At 38.5% G+C, this 20,621-nt stretch carries 22 protein-coding genes; 4 read left to right on the top strand and 18 right to left on the bottom strand.

The features are described from left to right. Nucleotides 1–1,045: hypothetical protein (locus tag LJE72_RS22725; protein WP_229250258.1), on the top strand; the 1,045-nt coding region annotated here is incomplete at its 5' end. Nucleotides 1,046–1,101: 56 nt separating this feature from the next. On the opposite strand, the gene LJE72_RS22720 is transcribed toward LJE72_RS22725, so the two are convergent. Next, the gene (locus tag LJE72_RS22720) at nt 1,102–1,269 is read right to left on the bottom strand and encodes a hypothetical protein (protein WP_229250257.1); all 168 of its coding nucleotides are present in this window, start codon (nt 1,267–1,269) and stop codon (nt 1,102–1,104) included. Between the two features lie 1,067 nt (nt 1,270–2,336). On the opposite strand from LJE72_RS22720, the gene LJE72_RS22715 reads away from it, so the two are divergent. After that, the gene (locus tag LJE72_RS22715; RefSeq protein ID WP_312038959.1) at nt 2,337–3,107 is read left to right on the top strand and encodes a tyrosine-type recombinase/integrase; all 771 of its coding nucleotides are present in this window, start codon (nt 2,337–2,339) and stop codon (nt 3,105–3,107) included. Between the two features lie 242 nt (nt 3,108–3,349). Here the strand turns inward: LJE72_RS22715 and hxsB are convergent, their stop codons facing one another. The 17 genes from hxsB to LJE72_RS22630 all read right to left on the bottom strand — a co-directional run bounded on the left by hxsB (nt 3,350) and on the right by LJE72_RS22630 (nt 18,333). After that, nucleotides 3,350–4,771 (bottom strand): His-Xaa-Ser system radical SAM maturase HxsB, encoded by a 1,422-nt coding sequence (gene hxsB / locus LJE72_RS22710; protein WP_229250255.1) that lies wholly within the window; start codon nt 4,769–4,771, stop codon nt 3,350–3,352. Between the two features lie 31 nt (nt 4,772–4,802). After that, nucleotides 4,803–5,942, bottom strand: a complete 1,140-nt coding sequence (hxsC, locus tag LJE72_RS22705; RefSeq protein ID WP_229250254.1) for a His-Xaa-Ser system radical SAM maturase HxsC — start codon at nt 5,940–5,942, stop codon at nt 4,803–4,805. 13 nt (nt 5,943–5,955) lie between these two features. Continuing rightward, nucleotides 5,956–6,972 carry a hypothetical protein gene (locus LJE72_RS22700; RefSeq protein ID WP_229250253.1) on the bottom strand — a complete coding sequence of 339 codons (1,017 nt, stop codon included), beginning with the start codon at nt 6,970–6,972 and terminating at the stop codon, nt 5,956–5,958. Nucleotides 6,973–7,004: 32 nt separating this feature from the next. Then, a complete protein-coding gene (locus LJE72_RS22695; RefSeq protein ID WP_229250252.1) occupies nt 7,005–7,211 on the bottom strand; it encodes an HxsD-like protein in 207 nt (68 codons plus the stop codon). Then, nucleotides 7,195–7,653, bottom strand: a complete 459-nt coding sequence (gene hxsD / locus LJE72_RS22690) for a His-Xaa-Ser system protein HxsD (protein ID WP_229250251.1) — start codon at nt 7,651–7,653, stop codon at nt 7,195–7,197. The genes LJE72_RS22695 and hxsD overlap by 17 nt, the downstream gene beginning before the upstream one ends. A 26-nt stretch (nt 7,654–7,679) precedes the next feature. Then, nucleotides 7,680–8,120, bottom strand: coding sequence for a His-Xaa-Ser repeat protein HxsA3 (hxsA3, locus tag LJE72_RS22685; protein ID WP_229250250.1), 441 nt, complete (start codon nt 8,118–8,120; stop codon nt 7,680–7,682). Between the two features lie 25 nt (nt 8,121–8,145). After that, nucleotides 8,146–9,585, bottom strand: coding sequence for a cell wall-binding repeat-containing protein (locus tag LJE72_RS22680; RefSeq protein WP_229250249.1), 1,440 nt, complete (start codon nt 9,583–9,585; stop codon nt 8,146–8,148). A 102-nt stretch (nt 9,586–9,687) separates the two neighbouring features. Continuing rightward, nucleotides 9,688–9,900 carry a DUF3006 domain-containing protein gene (locus LJE72_RS22675; protein ID WP_229250248.1) on the bottom strand — a complete coding sequence of 71 codons (213 nt, stop codon included), beginning with the start codon at nt 9,898–9,900 and terminating at the stop codon, nt 9,688–9,690. 19 nt (nt 9,901–9,919) lie between these two features. Next, complete coding sequence (locus LJE72_RS22670) at nt 9,920–11,146, bottom strand: ComEC/Rec2 family competence protein (RefSeq protein WP_229250247.1); 1,227 nt, start codon at nt 11,144–11,146, stop codon at nt 9,920–9,922. 59 nt (nt 11,147–11,205) lie between these two features. After that, a complete protein-coding gene (locus tag LJE72_RS22665) occupies nt 11,206–11,361 on the bottom strand; it encodes a topoisomerase DNA-binding C4 zinc finger domain-containing protein (protein ID WP_282437949.1) in 156 nt (51 codons plus the stop codon). A gap of 660 nt (nt 11,362–12,021) precedes the next feature. Next, nucleotides 12,022–14,421: an NHL repeat-containing protein gene (locus LJE72_RS22660; protein WP_229250245.1), complete on the bottom strand. Its 2,400-nt coding sequence runs from the start codon at nt 14,419–14,421 to the stop codon at nt 12,022–12,024. Between the two features lie 106 nt (nt 14,422–14,527). Further along, nucleotides 14,528–15,448: a hypothetical protein gene (locus LJE72_RS22655; RefSeq protein ID WP_229250244.1), complete on the bottom strand. Its 921-nt coding sequence runs from the start codon at nt 15,446–15,448 to the stop codon at nt 14,528–14,530. Nucleotides 15,449–15,498: 50 nt separating this feature from the next. Beyond that, a complete protein-coding gene (locus LJE72_RS22650) occupies nt 15,499–15,846 on the bottom strand; it encodes a HepT-like ribonuclease domain-containing protein (protein ID WP_229250243.1) in 348 nt (115 codons plus the stop codon). Further along, complete coding sequence (locus LJE72_RS22645) at nt 15,830–16,246, bottom strand: nucleotidyltransferase family protein (protein WP_229250242.1); 417 nt, start codon at nt 16,244–16,246, stop codon at nt 15,830–15,832. The genes LJE72_RS22650 and LJE72_RS22645 overlap by 17 nt, the downstream gene beginning before the upstream one ends. A gap of 49 nt (nt 16,247–16,295) precedes the next feature. Then, nucleotides 16,296–17,195, bottom strand: a complete 900-nt coding sequence (locus tag LJE72_RS22640) for a hypothetical protein (RefSeq protein ID WP_229250241.1) — start codon at nt 17,193–17,195, stop codon at nt 16,296–16,298. A 45-nt stretch (nt 17,196–17,240) separates the two neighbouring features. Then, entirely contained in the window at nt 17,241–17,666 is a 426-nt protein-coding gene (locus tag LJE72_RS22635; protein WP_229250240.1) for a nucleotidyltransferase family protein, read from the bottom strand. Between the two features lie 85 nt (nt 17,667–17,751). After that, the gene (locus LJE72_RS22630) at nt 17,752–18,333 is read right to left on the bottom strand and encodes a recombinase family protein (protein WP_229250239.1); all 582 of its coding nucleotides are present in this window, start codon (nt 18,331–18,333) and stop codon (nt 17,752–17,754) included. A gap of 971 nt (nt 18,334–19,304) precedes the next feature. On the opposite strand from LJE72_RS22630, the gene LJE72_RS22625 reads away from it, so the two are divergent. Both LJE72_RS22625 and tnpA read left to right on the top strand, forming a co-directional pair. Beyond that, the gene (locus LJE72_RS22625) at nt 19,305–19,769 is read left to right on the top strand and encodes a hypothetical protein (protein WP_229250238.1); all 465 of its coding nucleotides are present in this window, start codon (nt 19,305–19,307) and stop codon (nt 19,767–19,769) included. A gap of 458 nt (nt 19,770–20,227) precedes the next feature. Further along, nucleotides 20,228–20,563: an IS66 family insertion sequence element accessory protein TnpA gene (gene tnpA, locus LJE72_RS22620; RefSeq protein WP_229250237.1), complete on the top strand. Its 336-nt coding sequence runs from the start codon at nt 20,228–20,230 to the stop codon at nt 20,561–20,563. Nucleotides 20,564–20,621: the final 58 nt, after the last annotated feature.

Below are 20,621 nucleotides of genomic sequence, written 5' to 3'. Positions count from 1 at the left end.
TGTCATCTATGCTGCTGGTCAAGCCTTATGGGCCTCTCTTACTCACGGAAACCAAGTTGCTTATCTCGTTGTTCAAAATGACGGCAATGTAGTTATTTACCATCAAAATGGAACTGCGCTTTGGGCCACTAATACTGTCATACGGCATCCAGGAGCTCTTATTGCATATTCTGTAGGTTTACGCGAAGAGGGAGGAGCGTCTGAATCATCCGGGCCTTCCATCCCCACGGCTGATTTTGACCACACCTTTGTACAAAGTATTGATGGCCATAAGTGGGGATGTTGGGGAAGAGACGACGATATTATGAAAAAAGAAATTGCAAACGGTGGTGGACGTCATAGAATTAAAATGGCAAAATGCCTCGCTGAGCCGAATGGAACTGCGGGGATAATTTGGGCTAAGACCGGTACCTGTCATCAATGTGCTAACCGTATTCTTTTTCCAACACGATTAACTGTTTCAAAAGCACGCGGGTATGCAGGAAGTGTGTTTCTTTACGGAGTATACGGTAGGGATTATCCAGTATTTATGGCTAACGTAGCGAGGTGTGAACTTTCTGTTAACGGAGTTCCAAATCCGCTCCCAATTGATTTACCTGACCTCCCCTCACTCGATGATATAAATTCATTAATGGATGAATTGGAATCATTTACTACACCATTGAATGAAGAAGAGAAAAGGTACCATCAACAGTTATTCAACCTTTATACCCATGAAAGAGACTTACAAAAAGCTCTGGCAGGTGACCTAGAATTACTTATGCAACTTCGTTTGGATAACCGCATCAATTTGCTACAGATGAATAATTTGAAAAACTTGCAGGTAGATTTACAAAAAGATCATTTGAAACTGGTTTCAGTAATGGATGAAAGCAAGATTGACCATAAATTATTTGTACCCCAAATGAATGAATTACTAGAACGTGCGATGCGACATATTGAAAAGATAATTGGAGAGAATAATTTTTTGCTAACGTTTGATTCACCACCTGATAAAGCATCTAAGATATTTACAATTCCTAACCTTTCTGATACGGGTGTTTGACAGTAAGAATATCTTTAGTGTTCAAATTCAAATACAATAACGGTTCCGTGCAGATTTCAAACTTTACATTTGGCCCAATGGGCCATTTTTTCCTCAATGTGTTTTCGAACCGCCTTATCGCGTTTCGCTTCATCTTCATTAAGACAGACAATATAGCAATTTTGATTCAGTATAACTGTCAAACGATAGTCTAAGGTGACCTTCGCTGAACGTCTGGTTAGCATTTTTTAAAATCCAAACCGTCTTGAATATGTGCCTTAGCTTCATCCAAGGAAGGAGGCTTTTATTCTATGCCAAATTCTTTTTTCTTTTAAAGATTATCCACAACCTGAGCTTTCTTCTTTAAGCAGGTATTCTCCGATTACCCATATTCAGTACCGCTTCTTATAGAATGCTCTTTGGAGAAAGACAAACTACCCTTTAAGAGTGATATGGCAGTATGCCCTTTAAAAATCCTTTCAGAAAAAGTGGTTTCTGCCCCGGCAGCAGCTGGAAGATTAGTATAGGTTAGAAAGTTTAAATATCCTCCAGTAAGGCTGTAAGAAGATTGGACATACTTCCCCCTTGAGATTTGGGCTTCGATGATGCCCTTTTGACGGAGCTGAGATAAGGCTTCTTTTAGGGTTCTGTAGGCAACACCTAGACGTTCTGACCAGCTTTTTGAGTTTCAGTAACGGTTTTATGTTGCTGGAGATCTGCAATGATATCATCTTTGACTTTTTGAATACAAAAGAATCAACCGTGAGGGAAGGTTAAAATCCGAAGTTTACATTGTAAACAAGAACCGAGGTATTATCGAAGAGGTGACAAGACAGCTAAAAAATGTCAAGGTGGGAGAAACCATTCCACTTGACGTAAAACAACTTGGGGATGATAAAAAGGCTACCTCCTTAAAAGATACCAAAGCTACAAAATTTATTAACTTTGTCAAACACCATGAACCCTGTAAGTATCGTAAAAAAGTTGTATACTAATTGCTAGGATGGAAAAATGATAAACACATTTCAGACTTTCTAAGAAGAAACCCAGAAGTACAGGCACTGAGAAAAGCTGATTTTGTAGATTGGGACCATCACCATATTACTATTCACACTAGGGCTGTAGCTAAATAGCTAATGTCTCTCTGCCTAAAGGCATCGAGCCACCTTGTTCACTTCGTTCCAAGACCCACAAACTGGTGAAAATAAACGTATCAGTAAGTATGCTAAGAGTCGACAGGCAGGAGGCCTAAGACAAGTTACTGGAGTTACAGCATGCTCAAAAGATTGGAACTTGTGTATTACCTAGCAATGTGACACTAGGAGATTGGATGGACACATGGTTAGATCAGTACGTTAAGGGGCATAACAAGCCCAAAACCTATAGTGACTATGAGTGCTTGATACGGATACATATAAAGCTCTCAGCAGTCGGGAAAACTGCACTAAAGGATATCAAACCACGTAATCTCCAATCCTTCTATAATCATAAATCTTCAAGTATAGCCCTTAATGGCAAGGGTGGTCTACTATCTCCATTAACCGTAAGGAAAATTCATGCAATCATTCATAAAGCTTTAGACCAGGCAATCTTTAATGGACTCGTGCCTTGTAATCCAGCAAACGGTGTAAAACTTCCTCATCATGAGAAAAAAGATATGAGAGTGTTAACGTCTGAAGAGCAGCAGAAACTTCTTGATGCAATTGAAACCGATAGACTTGAAGCTGCTTTCATTTTAGAACTAGGTTCTGGTTTGAGAATAGGTGAGCTATTGGCACTACAATGGAAGGATATAGATATAGATATAGATTTAGAAGGAAAGACACTTCAAGTTCGACAATCGTTGGGGAGGATCAGAACACCAGGGGAGGTCCAGAAAACCCGTCTCATTATTCAAGAGCCTAAAACAAAGAGTGGAAAACGTAGCATTCCATTGGTAAGCGGTGGAACCACCGCTTACTGTTTTTATATTCCCATGAGCAAGGTCATTTCTTGTTTTCACAAGCAAAGCGAGATTATCAGCGTCATATTTTATTTTTGTTTGAACTTAGATAATTTCCTATTTTATAATATGTATCTTTAGATAGCATGTCATTTATCGTTTTGTTGATTTGATTCGCGTATGTTTCTAGCTTGGAAGCATATAAAGAAACCGTTACCCATCCCAGCCAACCTTTTTGAGTGACCGTAGCATTCCAACAAACACCATCGTCATAAATGACAGTAAAAGTATTCTCTAACATTTCTTCAAAGTTATCGAACCCATTTATCTTTGCAAGTGAAAGCCCCAGAAATATTAAACTTAATCTAGATTCCAACTGACTTCTAACAATTATCCTCTGAGAATAACGTTTCCGAATTTAATTCTTTAAAAATATTATCTAGAATACCTTTGTGTACCTTGCATCTATAATTCGAAGGCATTTGCCCAAAGATTGTTTTTTGCTCTGTGTAATTTAATATAGGGCATGTTCCACAGTATGGGTTATACACACACTCAGCACAGGAGGGCAACGCTTCAATACAAGAAGCTATGCATACTGATTTTGTGATAGGATTTTCAATAAGGTTAATATAATTATCTTTAAAGACATTCCCCACGCGAAAACTTTCATCACCGCTTTGAGAGAGCATTCTACCTTCATCACATGTGTATATATCACCATTATAATTGTAAGCTAATTGTCCCAACGCCCCACCACAAGGAGACCTCAAATCCATATAATTGGTAGTGCCCTTTTTAAAGATTCGCTGTAGAAAAATATGCGTATGCACATCAAAGATAATGGTGCCTTGTTCATTTAATTGATGCATGTAGTCTATACACTGCTTATAAAACTTCAAGAACTCTTCAGGGGTATAACCAATACTTTTTATATTGCGTTTAGAAATTCCCAAAGGTGTCAGTGGACGAAGAAAGATACTACTAAACCCTAAATCAATATATGCGTTAATAATCTCCCTTGGACAAGTCAAACTTTCCCTAGTCGTCGTCAAGATGGCCTGTAGACTAACATTAGAGTTCATCTCGCTAATCTTACGATTAAATCTTTGTACATTTGCTTTAACCAACTCAAATGCACTTGCTCCTTTAAGTGGTCGATTATGGTCATGAAGCAACTTTGGGCCATCAATTGACGTTGATACATTTACCTGTTCATTAATAAGAAACTCAATTGTAGATTCGTCGATATAGGTTAGGTTAGTAACGAGGTTATAGATAATTTGTTTGTCGTCCGACCGAGTTTTCGTATATTCAATGATATGCTTTAGTGTCTCCAAGTTCAGTAACGGTTCTCCCCCTTGAAATTCAAATGTTAGATATTTTGAGGGGGACTGCAATGCTATATCAACAGCTTTTTCCGCTGCTTCCTTATCCATATCGAGAGACTTTTTCGCCTCAGATTGAGCCGTTGCTTGACAGTATATGCAGTTTTGGTTACAACGCAAGGTCAGTACAAATATATGAAGTTGAGTAGAACAAAACAAATGCCCTTTTCTTTTCTTGAGTTTTTCAGAATTGGACAATACAAACAAATCTCTATTATTGGAAAATGCAAATTCCTTCTCTTTTAGGGTCAAAGATAATTCTGCATCTTCTTCCCATGACCCATCAACCAACTTTGCAAATTCAACGTTCGTCAAAAATATATAACTTCCAATATCATTTGTTATTAAATAATGCTCGTTAAACTTCTTGAAATTAAAATAGGTTAGCTTCGTTAAGGCCTGCTCATTATTACTCATTTTTTCTCCAGTCTTACCCTTCTTTTGAAAACTAACGACATATGGGTTTAACGCCTAAAACACCCGCTTGCTTTAAGCTCGATACGAAAAATCCACCACAGAACTCCATTGCATCACAATTGGAACATTCAGGTAAAAATTTTGCCTTATGTTCTGATATGCTTTTAACGGATAGATGCCACAGTTCCGAAGGTACGTGACAAAGCGGAAAGTTGTATAAGAATGTGCTAATGCCATGTTTTATTAAGTGTAATATCGCCTTTGATACCTCTGGTATTGACTCGTTAAAATCAATCCATACCTCTTCTCTATTCTTAAAGGCATTTCCCGACATCTCAAGAGCCATGAAATTAACCCTGAAAATCGTTGGAAATAGGCTTGTTATCAATTGAGCAATGCCTTCCAAAACTGATACATTAAGTCTACTTACCACAATTCTGATTTCTACAGGGACTCCACTCTGTATTAAGTTGGCTATTCCGCTTATAGTCTGCTCAAAACAACCTTTAACGCTTGTGATGTAATCGTGTTGTGGTGAAGAATCGGAATAGAGCGGTATTCCCACTATCATTTGTTGGGGTTTGTTCCTAATAAACTCGTCGGTAAATCGCTTCGAACTAAACATTCTCCCATTAGTAAGCATAATAAAATGGGTATTTGTAAACCGTTCCTTACATAACCCCAAAACGTCAAACAATTCATCGCAAAGAAGCGTTGGTTCTCCTCCAGTAATACAAAGATAGGGAGTTCTCACGTCCATCAAAAGGATAATCTCTCTAAGTACATCCAATGGAACATTACTACGAGTTTGCCTAACCGTTGCAGTATCTGGACAAAAAACACAATTGTTATTACATTGGTTCGTAAGAAACAATACGTTCTCTTTGGCATCGGCTCTGTATAGAACACGCACCCTTGTTTGATTGACATGTACGATATCGTTATTATTAACAACATCAAAATTGTTGAACTGTTCTAAGTATGGTATCTTATCCTGTTCAAGCTGCAACTTCTTTTGCAAACTAATGGTTTCTCTAAAAAGATAACCACTGGAAGTTCCCATAGAGTTTACAACACAAATTTCGTCTTCATTATGCTTTGTAACTCTACCTAGTACATTAATTTGCGCACTATTCATGAGACTTTCTTGAATTCCTGTTATTTCACTCACTTATTACGTCCTCTCATAGTATAAAATGTCTAAGAAATATGAGTACCGAGCCTAAAAAGATAAATGGTGCAAAAGGAATATGCCTAACAATCCTGATTTTATCGAAACCAAATTTACTTGTCTCCCAACGCTTAATGCTCTGTACTTCATCAATCGATAATCGCGACTTAGTTGTTTCATCTGTGAATTGAGGCAACCCACTAATCTTAGACCTTTGAAACATTAAAACTGTATCAAATGCTAATATATTTCCTGCGGATACTTGACTAGTGGGAATTTCTTTATAGTTATAAAAGTTTCCTACACTCCGCATAAAGACTATGGCCGTAGCGGTTAAAACCGTTCCAACCAACTGCTTATAATTTAGCCAAGGTGCATTTCCTTCGAAAATAAACAATACCCCAAAACTAAGAATAGCTAATATGATGTATGTTCTCGTGCTCTTAATAAACTTTAAGATAGCAAGAATGGTCAAAATGCTAACGAAATAGGTTATCCATAAATTGGATATGAGAAATTGAGAAGGAAATATTCTCACGAGTAATCGACTTTCTAAAAGAACCAACATGAAGGAGAAAATATACCTTGGGATAACCATATTTCCCTTTGGAAATGGATTTTTATAGGCTTGAAATCGACCTTGTCTTAAATCTTTAAATAACAAGTATACTGTTTCAGTTAGAATGTACAAAAACCCTATACTGAAGACGCTCACGAGCAACCAAAATCCAGGGAAAATATTATTAGCACTCTCAGGATAAATTTCATTAGGAACAATAAGCAAAACTAGTGAAAATAGTTTGGCATCCCCACCAGCCCATGCTCTCCAGTAGTAAAGTAGTATCGCAATAACCGTCCCTATAAGAAAGTTCACAATAAAAAGCAAGACGGTCTTATGGTCTTGCTTAGTTATGACAACATTGGCAATATCAATAACCATTATAATAGGGAAAAATTTTAATAGATGTTTGTTATATATTTTCCCCCTACTCATATCTGTAAATGATGTCGTCAAACCAACTAGAAGCATTATGACAAATGAAATCCCAAAATAGACTTCTATCATAGACTCACCGATACAACTGCCAGTAGATAGTTAAGGAATTCATCCTTAATCTTATTAACATTGCCATCATCACATGAACAAGTGAGCAATATCTCGGTGGGGCTTTGGTACTCTAACTTTACTGAGACTAATTTCCTAAAGGCTTCAATGGTTTCATTAATACATTCCAAGGGATAAATCCGAGTATCAAGCGTTATTATCATTTTTGTCCTCCGCTGGAAACGCATCGAACCAATTCTGTGCGATTCGGGAAAGGTCGTCTTCTTCGTGTGTGAGTGAACTGCTCTCCGTTTTTTCGATATTCTGCAAAACTTGCGGTTCATCAAGCTGAATACTAGCACTATGCAATGCCCTAGCGAAAATCAGCTCTCTAATACCTTTCGTTTTTGAAAACACTTCTAAGCGAATGGTCTGATTTAAGAGTTCATTGTTGAACTCACCGATTGTGTCTTCCAGTTTTGAGGATGACATTTCTTTTTTAGGTTTTAACTCAACTTGGATGATATTTGGCTCAAGATAATTAAGGTACAAATAGAACTCATCTATAAAGACATAGGCAGTTTTCATGATTACACTTAATGGGTATATACGCTCATCTATGCTGAAAGAGCAGAAACCATCTTGAATATTATGTTTAAATTTCATCAGCTTGATATTGCTCCTTACTTCATTTACTCAGGGAATGGAGTGGTTGGTGGTATTTGTGGTATCTGCGTGTCTGGAAGCGGTTCAGGTTCTGGAGTAACGGCTGGTGTAGGGTCCACTGGATAGGATGGCGTAGGGTCCACTGGATAGGATGGTGTAGGGTCCACTGGATAGGATGGTGTAGGGTCGTATGAACCATCAGAAGAAGAATAATGAGATACATGGGAAGCATGCCCCCCACCCGAGGAGGATGAGTAATGGGAAACATGAGAACTATGGGAGCGATGGGAAGAATGCCCCGCGAATGCGTCATCTGCTGCCATCATAATACCAACTACAACGAGCATTGAACCAATAAGAAGCATATTGCTTCTACTGATATTCCCTTCTTCTTCATATAAGAAATCACTAATTGACTTTGAAAAACGCGGAATTAATTTATCATTATCATCAAATGGATTATGCAATTAATTATCCCCTTCCTTAAGAAATTTAATTAGCATATTTGTTATCAATCCATGTTCCTAACAGAGATTGGCCATTTTTGAAGATGTACTTACCCGTTCCGTTCATCTTGTTGTTTAACCAACTGCCCAAATACTTATCACCATTTTTGAAAGTATAGCTACCTTCTCCACTCATAAGGTCGTTTTTCCATTCACCAGTGTAAGTTTCGTTGTTGAACCATTTGATATAACCTTGCCCTTCACGTTTGTTGTCAACGAATGTACCCGAGTATTCCGTTCCATCGCTATATACTAGGACACCACGTCCATTCATTTTGTCATTTTTCCATTCACCTGAGTAAACATCGCCGTTTGCCCATGTATACTTACCTTGACCTTCTTTCTTACCATCAACTAATACCCCTTGGTAATTTTGTGGTTTTCCATCCAATATGTTCTCAGCCTTTTCAATTAAGGCATCTGGCACAACGGAACTTCCACCTAAAGCACGAACATTTGGACGAACTCCGCTATGATGCAGTTGTTGTAAATAACTTGTAATTGATGGAGGAAGTATATTTGCTTTTTTATCAATAAGTAAAATTGGGTCCCCACTCTTTGCTGCTAAAGCGCTTCCAGCGAGTGCGTCTGGAAATCCATAGCCATCAGCAAAATATATGTTTTGTGGGCTAGATGCAAATTCTTTAGCTACTAGTCCAGCAGTATCAAAACGGTCGTTACCAGCAAGACGTTTAATTGTAGCACCAGGCACTAATGTATGGAGTTGATTTTCGATATCTTGAGAAACTACGGATGTTCCACCCGTAATGTAAATATCAGTAGGATTAATGTTTTCTATAAATGCTTTTGTTTTGTCAGGGAAATAATTTGCCCCCACTAAAAGAGTTGGAAAACTCTTTGCTCCCGCAAAACTTGAAACACTTAATGCATCAGGGAAGGTGTTTCCCGACGCAACAAAAACTGGAGTACCCTTCGGTACGTTAGCTTCACCAACGACAAGAAGGTTAGTATCAAAGCAATCATTGCCACCAATACGTTTGATGTTGTTATATCCTGACGAGTTAAGCTTATCTTCTATGTCTTTGCCAACCGCTGATGTTCCTCCAATGATATAAACGGTTCCAGACGTTGTAGACAAGTGAGCAGAGATATACGTAAGCGCTTCGTTCGTGTTTTCATTAAATTTGTTATCGACTAGGAGAATTGGGGCATTGAGCTTTTTTGATAAGATGCTGGCTGAAAGCGCATCAGGAAAGTCTTTTCCATATGCCAAAATAACGTTTTCACACGTTGAGTTATTATAATCCTCGGAAATCGCCTTTGCCGTTTGATATAGATTTTGACCAGATAGACGACTAGCTCCAGGATTTATTCCATAGGCGTGAACCTTTGGATAGAAGAAAATAAAAATGCCTAGTGCAAATAGACCAAATAGAGCACCACCTATAGTTATTTTCTTTTTCATCTTCGTCCTCCTTTATTCGTTTATCACTACCATAGACTGCTAGTGAAAAGTTGAAGTTTCACAAAACTTAAAACCATATGTAAGTAAGATTATTAATCATACCTATTCCCACAATTTATCAAACATGGTCTTTGTTACTTTTTTTGTTCTTTCGGTTTCTAGCTCGTCAAAGACATATGCTCCATTGATACCTCTAATAACATCTCCTTCCCTTACTCCCGCAGGAAGGTCACTCTTATGAATATCGACCATTTTTCTCCCCTCAAACTCTACCACTACATAGTCCCCTTCGAATCGGTCTATGATACCCTTCATTAGTTACAATACCCTCCCTTTATTGAGGTGGATTACATATACTACACGGCGAAAGGCCACTGGACTTCGCATCGTTAATGGTCATTGGTATCTTACTCTTAGATAAATAACGGCATCCATCGGCATGATATTTTGCTCCCGTCCTAGTTCCGTAAACCGTCACCCCTTGATTATTACTTTGGCTTGGTGATGACGATGACTTTGTAACAATATTAGAGCTTGGAGAGGGGCTGACTACGACAGGTACTGAGCTAGGGGCTCGTGGTTGAACGGAACTCCCTAATGTTTTAAAGGTTATTGTTTCTCCATCCGATTCGCAGACAATGGTCCCTGATTCATCGGTTCGAAAAATTGTTGCACCAACACCGTTCAGTCTTTCTAAAGCATCCGAAGTAGGATGTCCATAACTATTATCCTTACCTACCGAGATGATTGCGTATTTTGGGGCAACCTGTTTGATAAAAGCTAGTGTGCTTGAGGTTTTCGAGCCATGATGTCCAACTTTTAAAACATCGGCCTTGATTTGACTCCCAAGTCGTAACATTTCCAACTCTGACTGGGTTTCCGCATCTCCAGTAAAAAGAAACGAATTCTTTCCATAAATTAAGCGAAGAACAGCACTATAATCGTTTATATCTTCATATCCTGAAGAGTTCGGGGCAAGTAACTCTGCGTAAAGTTCCGAACCAAAATCGAGCTTTACACCTGCTTTAGCCTCTATCGGCTTTAACCCCTTTTCTGTAATCGCTGTGATGACATCTCGGAAGGTTTGCGTGTTCGACGTTTCCTTGGGCATAACTATTTGGCCTATATCAAAGGTTTTTATTACGGTGTCAAGGCTCCCTATGTGGTCTTCATGACTGTGAGTTGCAATCACAAAATCTAGCTTACTAATATTTTTACTTTTAAGATAACCTGTGATGGTATTGGCATCACCATTATTCCCTGCATCGATAAGAATATTTTTTTCACCAGGAGTTTGAATAAGAATGCTATCTGCTTGACCAACATCTATGTATGAGACCTTTAATTTATGTCCTGTCAAAACGGTCGTATTCATAACAACATCAGTCGATGCTTGTGGACTTGTAGAACTGGTTAATGGGTCCACTTTAACTGATTCTACGGTGTTAGCTTCAATCATTGGCTTAATGCTAGCTGCTGTGGGGTCAGCTTGAGCCGTTCCACATCCTGCTAGGCTTAAAGCTATGAGTATAGTCATAAACAATGAGGCAATCTTTTTCAAATTAGAACCCCTCTCTTGTTATCTTCTGTATTAATGCTATTATACACTGAGAAATGCTCCTATGGATTTTTTTCGAAAACATTGTTGCTTTGTATATTTTTACAGTTCCTTGTACCCCTACATTTTGGGTACTGAGTACAACCATAAAACGGTCCGTACTTACCATTTCTTAATATCATTTTGAAACCGCACTGAGGAGACCACGTATTTACCATGAAAACCCATGAGGCAATTTATAAAAAAATTGTGAGAGAGCAAAAACGTGGGCATGTCGAGATTTTATATTATAAAGAATTGAAAACTGCTTTGATTATTGAATACTTATTCCTATTCCACTGTTTAAAGAGGAAAAAACGCTATATCATTACTTTTAAGGTTATTTAAGATACATAATCCATGAATTTAAGGCTAAGATATAGTTCACGATAATGCTCGGAGTATAATTTAAAGTAATATCAAGAAACACAAAAGAAACTGTATATAGCTCAATTATCACGGACATACCCGAAGACTTTTCAAGCAATTTATAGATTATGACCGATAGTGTTAGGTATATTATTTGAAATGAAAAAACGATCCATTTTAGCCCTATAAAATACAAAACAAGCAATGGATCACTTAATAATAACGGGGCCAAAAGGAAAATAACTAAATGCATTCCTCTGATATCCCTATTCTTCAAAGCCTAATCTCCTTTCAAGAACTGAATTCCAAATCCCGCACTATAGTTAGCGTGTATTTTAGAACCTGTTACATTCCCTCGTTAAAAGTTACTTTATTTTAATAAGAAGGGAAAACAAAGAATTTCACTTTCCCTTTCTTTTGCCTAGATACTTAAATACAATATTTGGGGTTCAAGATTTATGAAACAATTATTAGCTGTAGCTATTACCTGACGTTATCGGCACCACAACATAGTCCGTACCCCATACTTGTATCTGAGCCGATGTAGATCCTCGCACATCCATTTCTCCGGTTTCATACCAGCAACCATAATCATCACATACCAGATATCGATAAACCACATGCACTACGTAATCCACACCAAGGTCGTTCGCCGGCTCAGGTATCTTAAGTGTTGGAGCATTAAAGGCCCAATCCGGTGTTTCAACCATGTAATTCCCAGGTTGCCAACCTCCCCAGGTTTCTTCAAATTGAAGTGTCGCTGTTAGAGAAGCAGTTATATTCATAGGTTCTTGGATAATGCGGGTAGGCCACTTTGTGCCATCTTTATAACCTTCCGGCCTGGTTATCGTTGCGGATGTCAGATGTGCCGATACTAAAATATATGACGGATCCGGAAGTTTTGGTGTAGCCACCGAAAGATCTACGAGAATTGTATCGCCTAAATACGTTGTTCCGATCGGATGCTGCATTGATAGTTGGTCCCTTGGCCATGGTTTAAATGTTTCTCCCTTTTCGACTCTGTTTTGTGGCATGGCATAACTACCTAAAGTTAAGACAGCTCCGTCATCATGCGGTACTCCTCCGGGCGGTTTAACTACTTCATATACAGCTGCGGCATCCATGGGAGAGGCCGTTGAGCCTGGAGAAGTAAACCTTAATTGTACCGGTATACTGTAATTGCCAGGGGACTCTGGAACTCTAAAGGGAAGCTGCCAGCGATAAACCATCGTTCCATTAGGTCCAGGCGATTTTGAGACAAAGGTCATTTCGGTCGCAATAGGATTCGGTACCCCATTAGTGTCCGGTAGCTGAGCTACTATATCGCTCATAGTATTGTCTATTGTTGTCTCTACATAAAGCGTAGACATTGCATTGGGCTGGTTCTTAAGTGGATTAACCGTCGCTGTAAGATCACTTACTTGAGGTACCCAAAATTCTAGGGCACCATTTCGCCCGCCTGCTACTGCATCATTGGTCCATGAGGTAATCAATTGGTTTGGTCCGGCGTCCATAATTACCGAAACATACGGCGGTGGAGCGTAGCCTTTTGCCGATGTCGATAGTCCGCCATCGCCCACAAAGATCCCTCCTGATGCGCTATTGTAGGCTGATATATGAATGTACCCATTTGCGTCATTTACAGCCACTAGGCTTGTATGTGTAGTTGGATTAATAACAACGCTAGGATCAATGAATCCTGTCGCTCCAGAAAATACAGTCCCTTTATCGCTCATTGTGTATTTATCAATTGCATGGACTTCGCTATGTCCAGCTTTAACAGCAAAGATATAATTGGGATCAACAGCGAGGTTCGAGATAATGAGATTCCCGTTGTAAAGCGAAGTGTTCTTTGCAATGTAGTCGCCGTTACCGTTAAAACGATAAATGTTTCCCATTTTATCTGGAACATAGATGTTCCCAGTGTTTGAATCAACAACCGGCGCGCTGGCAACACCGTATTTTATGATTCCAGCGCCAATATAGCCGATGGTCATTGTTGAAGGATGAAATACGAAAAGCACTGGATATCCACCGTCTACGCCGAAAAGTATGTCTCCATAGCCATCACTTTGGATGGCCGGTGATGAAGTAAATATTTCTCCGGCCCATGAGGGGTTGATTGAGGTTGTAGTGAAGCCACTTGGAATAACAGATCCGGGATCAATATTTAACGGAATATATAATGGAGCAGCAGTAAACCCACCATTCCATGAGCCGGCACATGTTACAGGAACATTAAAAGTAGTTTGGTCGAATGTATTGATATCAGTTCCTTGCCAAGAATAGGACTGTTTAGTTATTGCTGGACTCATTGCAATAAGATTGGTATCTTGAGATGGATTTCCTGTTATTGTGTATCTTGAAAAAGCCTTCATTACTCCACTACTGTTAGGAACATTGGGCGATCCATTTACACTCATCGGCCAAGAGTAAAGATATTTCCCCACAGCAATGCTCATGAATTTTCCATCTGGCGATATTGAAGCTCCCGGACTCCCATCCACTCTTTCTCCGGCCTCTGCGCTAAATTTTGCAGCCCAAAGCACCGGAAAATCTGCCGCACTCTGCGGATTTGATTTTGATATATCGACTGCCACAAGATAACCATTATTGCTATCTGTATTCCATGCGTACTGATATAAAATGTTCCCATATACTATTGGTGTAGAATAACTGTAAAGCCAAGTCCCGAGTGCATCACCTATAGAAACTGCAATAGGGGTCTTATTATATAGCTGGCTCATTTCGTCCACAGTTGCCCGTGCACGTGAATAATCTGTATCCCACGTGATATTATTTGCGGCCATTGCCGATGTTGGAATTATAAGCATTAAGCATGAGACTAGAATAATAAATCGTTTTAACATAACCTTCCCCTTTCTAAAATCCTCTCCTTATCTATTTAAAGGATTCTTCCCACAAAAAAGGTCAGTCACTAAAATTCTATTTAGCGACTGACCTTTTTTGTGGCTACTATGCTTTTAAATATTTGAGCTTAACAAAAATTACAAGTCCAATAATCAAGATCCCAGCTCCTGCAATTTCAGCGTACATCGACCATGGGGTTTTCACGGGTTCATTATTCATTGCAACTGGTAGTTCAATCTTGGTCGATGTTTTATCATCCAACGCCATAATCGGAGGATCCGTTCTCTCCAGATCAGCTTTAGACTCAGAGGCTGGCTCTTGTGCTTCAGGAACTGGATTTAAATCAGTTCCGACTTTCGGCGTGGACGGTGTTGTTGTCGGGGTTGTCGATGCAGGAGTGGGTATAGGTGGGGCAGGCTTAAGTTCTGGTGGAGTTGGAGTTGGATTTACTACAGGCTCTTTAGCCACAGACGCAATTGTAGGTTTGCTTGCAGTTCCCAAAAAACCAGAAAGATCGGGGGCTGGTACACCTACGCCTGTTAGAACTTTGTCAATATTACTGCCATAGTTCGCCTTACCTACAAGATTTGCGGGGGGAGTTGACCCTGGCGGAACATCGGGACCTCCTAATTGATTCAAATTGACTCCCTGTGCTGCAAGGGATTTAAATATCGAAGGATCGTAACAAGTCGCATTAATGCTTTCTAGGATGTTACTGTTAATTCCGTATTGTTTAATATAAGCCAAAATAGGCGCAGCCGAGTCATAACTGGTCCACGAAGGATCATTTTCATGCCCTGCAACCATTGATAAGGGGATTGGTTGCGTGGATACTAACGAAGCACCATCACTGCCAATGTAACCAAAATTTATACTAGCAGTGTTCCCTACTACACCCATTTTCCACATTTTAAGTTCATAATGTGCGCTATCTGCTGCCCTAACCATCGTCGGAATAAAGAGCATCTGAACAACCAAGGCCATTAATCCTACAAACCCAACCAACTTTGCTTTTTTCAGTTTCATGGTTCATACACCAACCTTTCTACTGAATACTAAGGAAAAATCCCACAAAATCAACGAAATGTTGTTAGAATTACTTTTAGGTCATAGTTCAATTGCGAAAGATCATTCTGAGTTATTGCCCAAACACGGGACATCTGAATTTTGCCATACTCGTGGGCGATCACATTACGCAAGCCCGAGATATTTAGCCAATCAATATGCTTATTGGTCTTTTTAATTTCATCAGAAATCTTAGAACAGTAATTACCGATATTCTGGATTGAAAGACAAACTGCTTTTTGTTTTTCAGAGTTAAGCATGAATCTTTCCTCAGAGACACCCGACAAATATGATTCAATATCGGAAATTTCATTCAACACCATCTCAATGAATAAAACATCGTCATTGTCTTTTCTCATAAATAACGATAACCTCTTTCTCCATATTAATTCGGATACTTTCAAACATCGTTTCAGGCTCTACCAAATCAATTTTCCTTTTTAGTGCATTCTCTAAACGAATTTTCAGACCTGAAAACGCAAGTAACCCAATCTCTCCATCAAATTCTATTACAAAATCAATATCGCTTTCCTCATCAGCTTGGCCCCGAGCGTAAGAACCAAAAACTCCAATTTTCCTAATGGGGTATTCCGAACATATAGGTTCTATGATGATCTTTATATCATCAATGTCTAAAACATCTTGAACTGGCGGCAGCCCTTTACTCTTTATCAATCCATCGACTAAATCAAGCAATTCATGTTTTTGCTCTTCGTCCAAATGCTCTAAACGGTTTAGGAATTTAGTTTCGATACTCATGGTTATTTATGCCTCCCTTCTAAACAATTTGTGTAAAGTTTTCTTTATCCTAATAGTTATATGTTGCCATTTCATATGCGCTTAAATCGATTCCGATTTTATACCTTTTTGTTGCCCTGTTCCCATCAACAGCCACAACATCTTCTGAACCTAAACGATCTTTTATCCGTATGACAGCATCTCGATGGTCTTTAGCTACAACAACCACATTAGTTGTTTCATGTTTTTGACTAATTATAGTTATCTCAAACTTAGTCATGCCTTCACCTCTCATAGTACTTCCAATAACTTCAAAGACGTTCATTGAGCCATGTTTTTGATAAATAATACTGCCGATAATTTTTCGAATCTGAGAAAGCGTGAAATTCTCAGTTCCATTAAGCATATAATCCCGATCAAGAAATAACTTGTTGTTAACTGCATAATCAGCCATAAAGTAGGTATCTTCGAACGAATAAAACTTTGAATCCTCATCATCTTTATCTATCCCAAATAACGTACCAAAGCATCTCAAGGCATTAATTGCACTCCACCGATCTGCAGCCGTTTTAAAACGAGCTTTCACCAAGAGTATGGGCTTTTCATGTTGAGTCATCACTAAAAAATTCAAAGCATGATTGGGGGCTAATTTTTCGCCGGTAATATAATTATTTCCTTCTAACAGAATGCCAAAATCGTTTCTTATACCAAGTATCTGCAAGATTGAAAGGGTCTCGTGGGGACTACCCCCTCTGTACCCACAAAGCGTATTTAACCATATCTCATTGCCTTGCTCATCTTCAATCCCAAATGAATAGTATTTAGTTACGCCATCTTCCACAGAAATCAACGGAGAGTCTTCATATTCTCTGAACATCTGAAATCTGCAGATATTACCGATTAGAGGCAATACATTCTTTACAAAGTTGACCGCCGTGCCTCCAGCTGAACTTTGAAATTTATATTTCACTCTTACCCCTCGCTTCCATCGGTAACCCGAAGTATTTAGGTCTTGTTAATTAGCGCTTCGTCCTTGTTCATAAATTATTTTAACCTCCTGTAGAACATGATCACGGATTTGGGGATTGATAGCACAGAATTGGAAAATATCAATCTTTTTGCCCAGGGCTTCTTCGAGATCCGCCTTGAGGCCACCCAACTTCATTAAGCCAATGACTTCTTTAAACTCAAATAAAAGGTCAATATCACTTTCGTCATTTGCTTCTCCACGAGCATAGGAACCGAAAACTCCAGCCTTAACAACACCATATTGATCTACAACCTTGATGACCTCAGCAGTAATCTCTTTAAGATCTAAAACATCTTGCTTAAGCTTTATTCCGTTGGATTCTGCCAAAGAATTTATGTAGTTGAGTACCTTCGACTGTAAACTTTCGTCGAATTGTTTTACCCTCGAAACAATCTTATTTTCAATGCTCATTTATACACCTTCTCTCTTATATTTCATTATCAAATTTCTCCTAAAGTTTGGGATATTCCTTCTCTTTGCTAGACCTTTTAGTAACTTATTTACCAGTCCCACTATTTAAACTTTTTCTGATATACCGGTATAATGTTGCCTGGCTTATTCCGGTCATTCCTACTATTTCGCTAATACTGTATTCTTTTGAATCATATAATTTCAGAGCTTTTTCAATAGCTTTATCTTTAACTTTGGGTCTTCCGCCTTTTCTTCCTCTGGCTCTTGCACTCTCCAAACCTTCCTTTGTTCTCTGTGCTATAAGATCCCTTTCAAACTGACTAAACGCTTGAAATACTGTAAGCATTAACTTCCCTTGGGGTGTATTTGTATCAAAATTTTCTTTAAGGCTTATTAATTTGACTCCCTTATTTTCAAAGTATTCTACAAGTTCTATCAGATCCTTTGTGCTTCTTCCCAGTCGAGAAAAACTTTCTATAATAATAGTATCCCCAGATCTTACTTTATCCTTTAAACGGAATAATTCAGGTCTATCAGCTTTAGTACCCGAAATTTTTTCGGTCAATATCTCATTACAATGGCGTTGCTTAAGCATATCTAATTGCCGGCTTAAATCTTGTTGCTGAGTGCTTACTCTTGCGTACCCGTAACAATAATGTTCACTCATTGCACTCCCCTCCCGATCTAGGTTTAGATTATCATAATGGGTGGATATTGTAAAGTTGATTTTGACACTATATTTGATAACCATTTCAGTTGGTTTAAAGATGCTGTCGAAGTCCATTTATTTCCCTATCAAATACCGTCGTTAATGATCAGAGAGCGAACGTTGCTTAGAGTTGCAGTTTTATATGCATATAGTTATTTTGCCCCACGCTGCGAAAAGGTAGAATAAGCAATGTGATATAATAAAGAGCTTGTCAGCATAACCGATGGGCCTCGATCTTTGTTATATAGAAATAGTACTGAAACATCTTAGCTTTGTCTTTTAAAGTCCTTTTAATTGATTCTGTCAAACCACTGTTGTAATGGTAAAAAATGTTTCCTTATTGCACTTTTTTTCATTGCTACACAACAAACCCCAAAACCCTGTATAATATTGAACAAAACTAATGAGCAGCAATTAAATTCATAGATTAATTAAAAACTATACATAAGGGGGAATATTTGTCTTGGTATTTCATATTAGGTCTTTTCCTTGCGTGTGGGTTGGCGACGCCTCTCCTCTACGGTGCAAAGTCCGTATTCTCAGGAGACTTGGTATCTATTCTAATAAATCTCTTGTGGTTAATTATACGCTACCGAATTGGATTGATCCTCTAGGGATAAAAAACAAGCCGGTTCACACTGGCTTGTAACCTTCTAAAAAGGGGTTTTATCCACAAATCGTCCAAAAATCCGGTAGCTTTTATAGAGGTAGTACCAGCGTCAGTTTCCCAAAGCTAACCCCGGATGCCTAACACGTTAATATACTTTTTCTGCGGGTTGTGCAAAAATACTCATTTTATACACTTGCGAAATTCTATAACACAATATAATGACTTATTAAAGGATAGGGGTAAAAGAATTTGGATCTATTTCATGGCACTACTTCCATTCGAGCACAAGAGATTTTTCAATCTGGAAGCCTAAAAGCGAATGTTGATAGAGTTTACTCTGAATCTTAGTACTGTTCCAACAACTAATGGTTTTATTTATTTAACAAATAGAATATCAAATGCTTTAAGATACGGTAACATTCCAATAGTTATCAGGTTTGATGTTTCAATCCGTATTTGTATATTCAAATTAAAAATGCCCGATAATCTTCTAGAACCAGATTTGGACGAATTCAATTATTTAATGCTAAATGATGATATTAAATTAAAAATACAAAATAACAATCCGCCAACAGTTAAGGACTCTTTAGAATTTACTCGAAGCGTTAGAGTAAGCCAAGATATTGAACTAAATAAATACCTTCTATCTTTCGCAGAACTTCCATCAACTTTACAATTTGATGATCCGTTATACAAACTAGTAAAAAAAGCAGTGGAAGATAAAAGGTATTCTGAAGATCTGCAAAATGAGCTGATGAAACAGATTCCATGGACACATGCCTAAATCTAGCATTAAGCCTAATTCAAATATTACATCGTAGAATACAAGATTCTACGATGCTTTGTGGGGGAGAATTTTATATACCCCTTTCGAGATCCTTTTTATATTATGCCGCCCATATAATAATAGCCAGAGAAACATCTTGCATTATGGTTTACGAAATAGCTTAATTAAGGAAATTTAAGCTTGGTTAACTTTTCCACTGATACATCATTCAAATCGACTTGGATAAAATCGAAATTTCGGTTGTTTATCTATTGTAATAAAAACAAACACTCATTTTCACAAGACTTGTAGCAAATTCTTTTTGAACAGAACCTTCATCCAAGCCAAGATATCTATCATGGTATTACTGTTATCTATTATTTCATCTAATGGTAAGCGATGGAACAAACACCGTCGTGTCACCCGACCTCCCATTTGATACACTTAGAGAAAGTGATCAGATGGGAGGTTATTAATTGAAAACTACCACTCAAAACCTGATGCTCTGGGAGCAACGGATAAAAGAACGGGTACAAAATAGAATGACAATTGGGGAATGGTGTAAGAAGAATGGCATGAGCAAGTATCAGTCTAATTATTGGAACCGGCGGGTGAGTAAAAAACAAAATACAGACGAAGAAATCACGTTTGCCGACATCTCCTCCATCCTTTCAAATAATAATGCAAATAGACAGCATTCCGCATCAGCCTTTGAATTCCAAATCTTCTTCAAAAGCATGCAGGTAACTGTCCCCAGTGAGTTCAATCCAACTGCGCTAGCTGGACTGATGAAGGTTCTGCAGGAATTATGATGCAGCACATCGCCGATAAGGCAGACCACATTTACCTCGCCCTGGGAGCTACGGATTT

Origin of the sequence: Desulfosporosinus shakirovi (assembly GCF_020595055.1) — a bacterium.
GTDB classification, from domain to species: domain Bacteria; phylum Bacillota; class Desulfitobacteriia; order Desulfitobacteriales; family Desulfitobacteriaceae; genus Desulfosporosinus; species Desulfosporosinus shakirovi.
The sequence above is the reverse complement of the archived record's forward strand: the minus strand, read 5'-3'. Positions and strand labels throughout refer to the sequence as shown.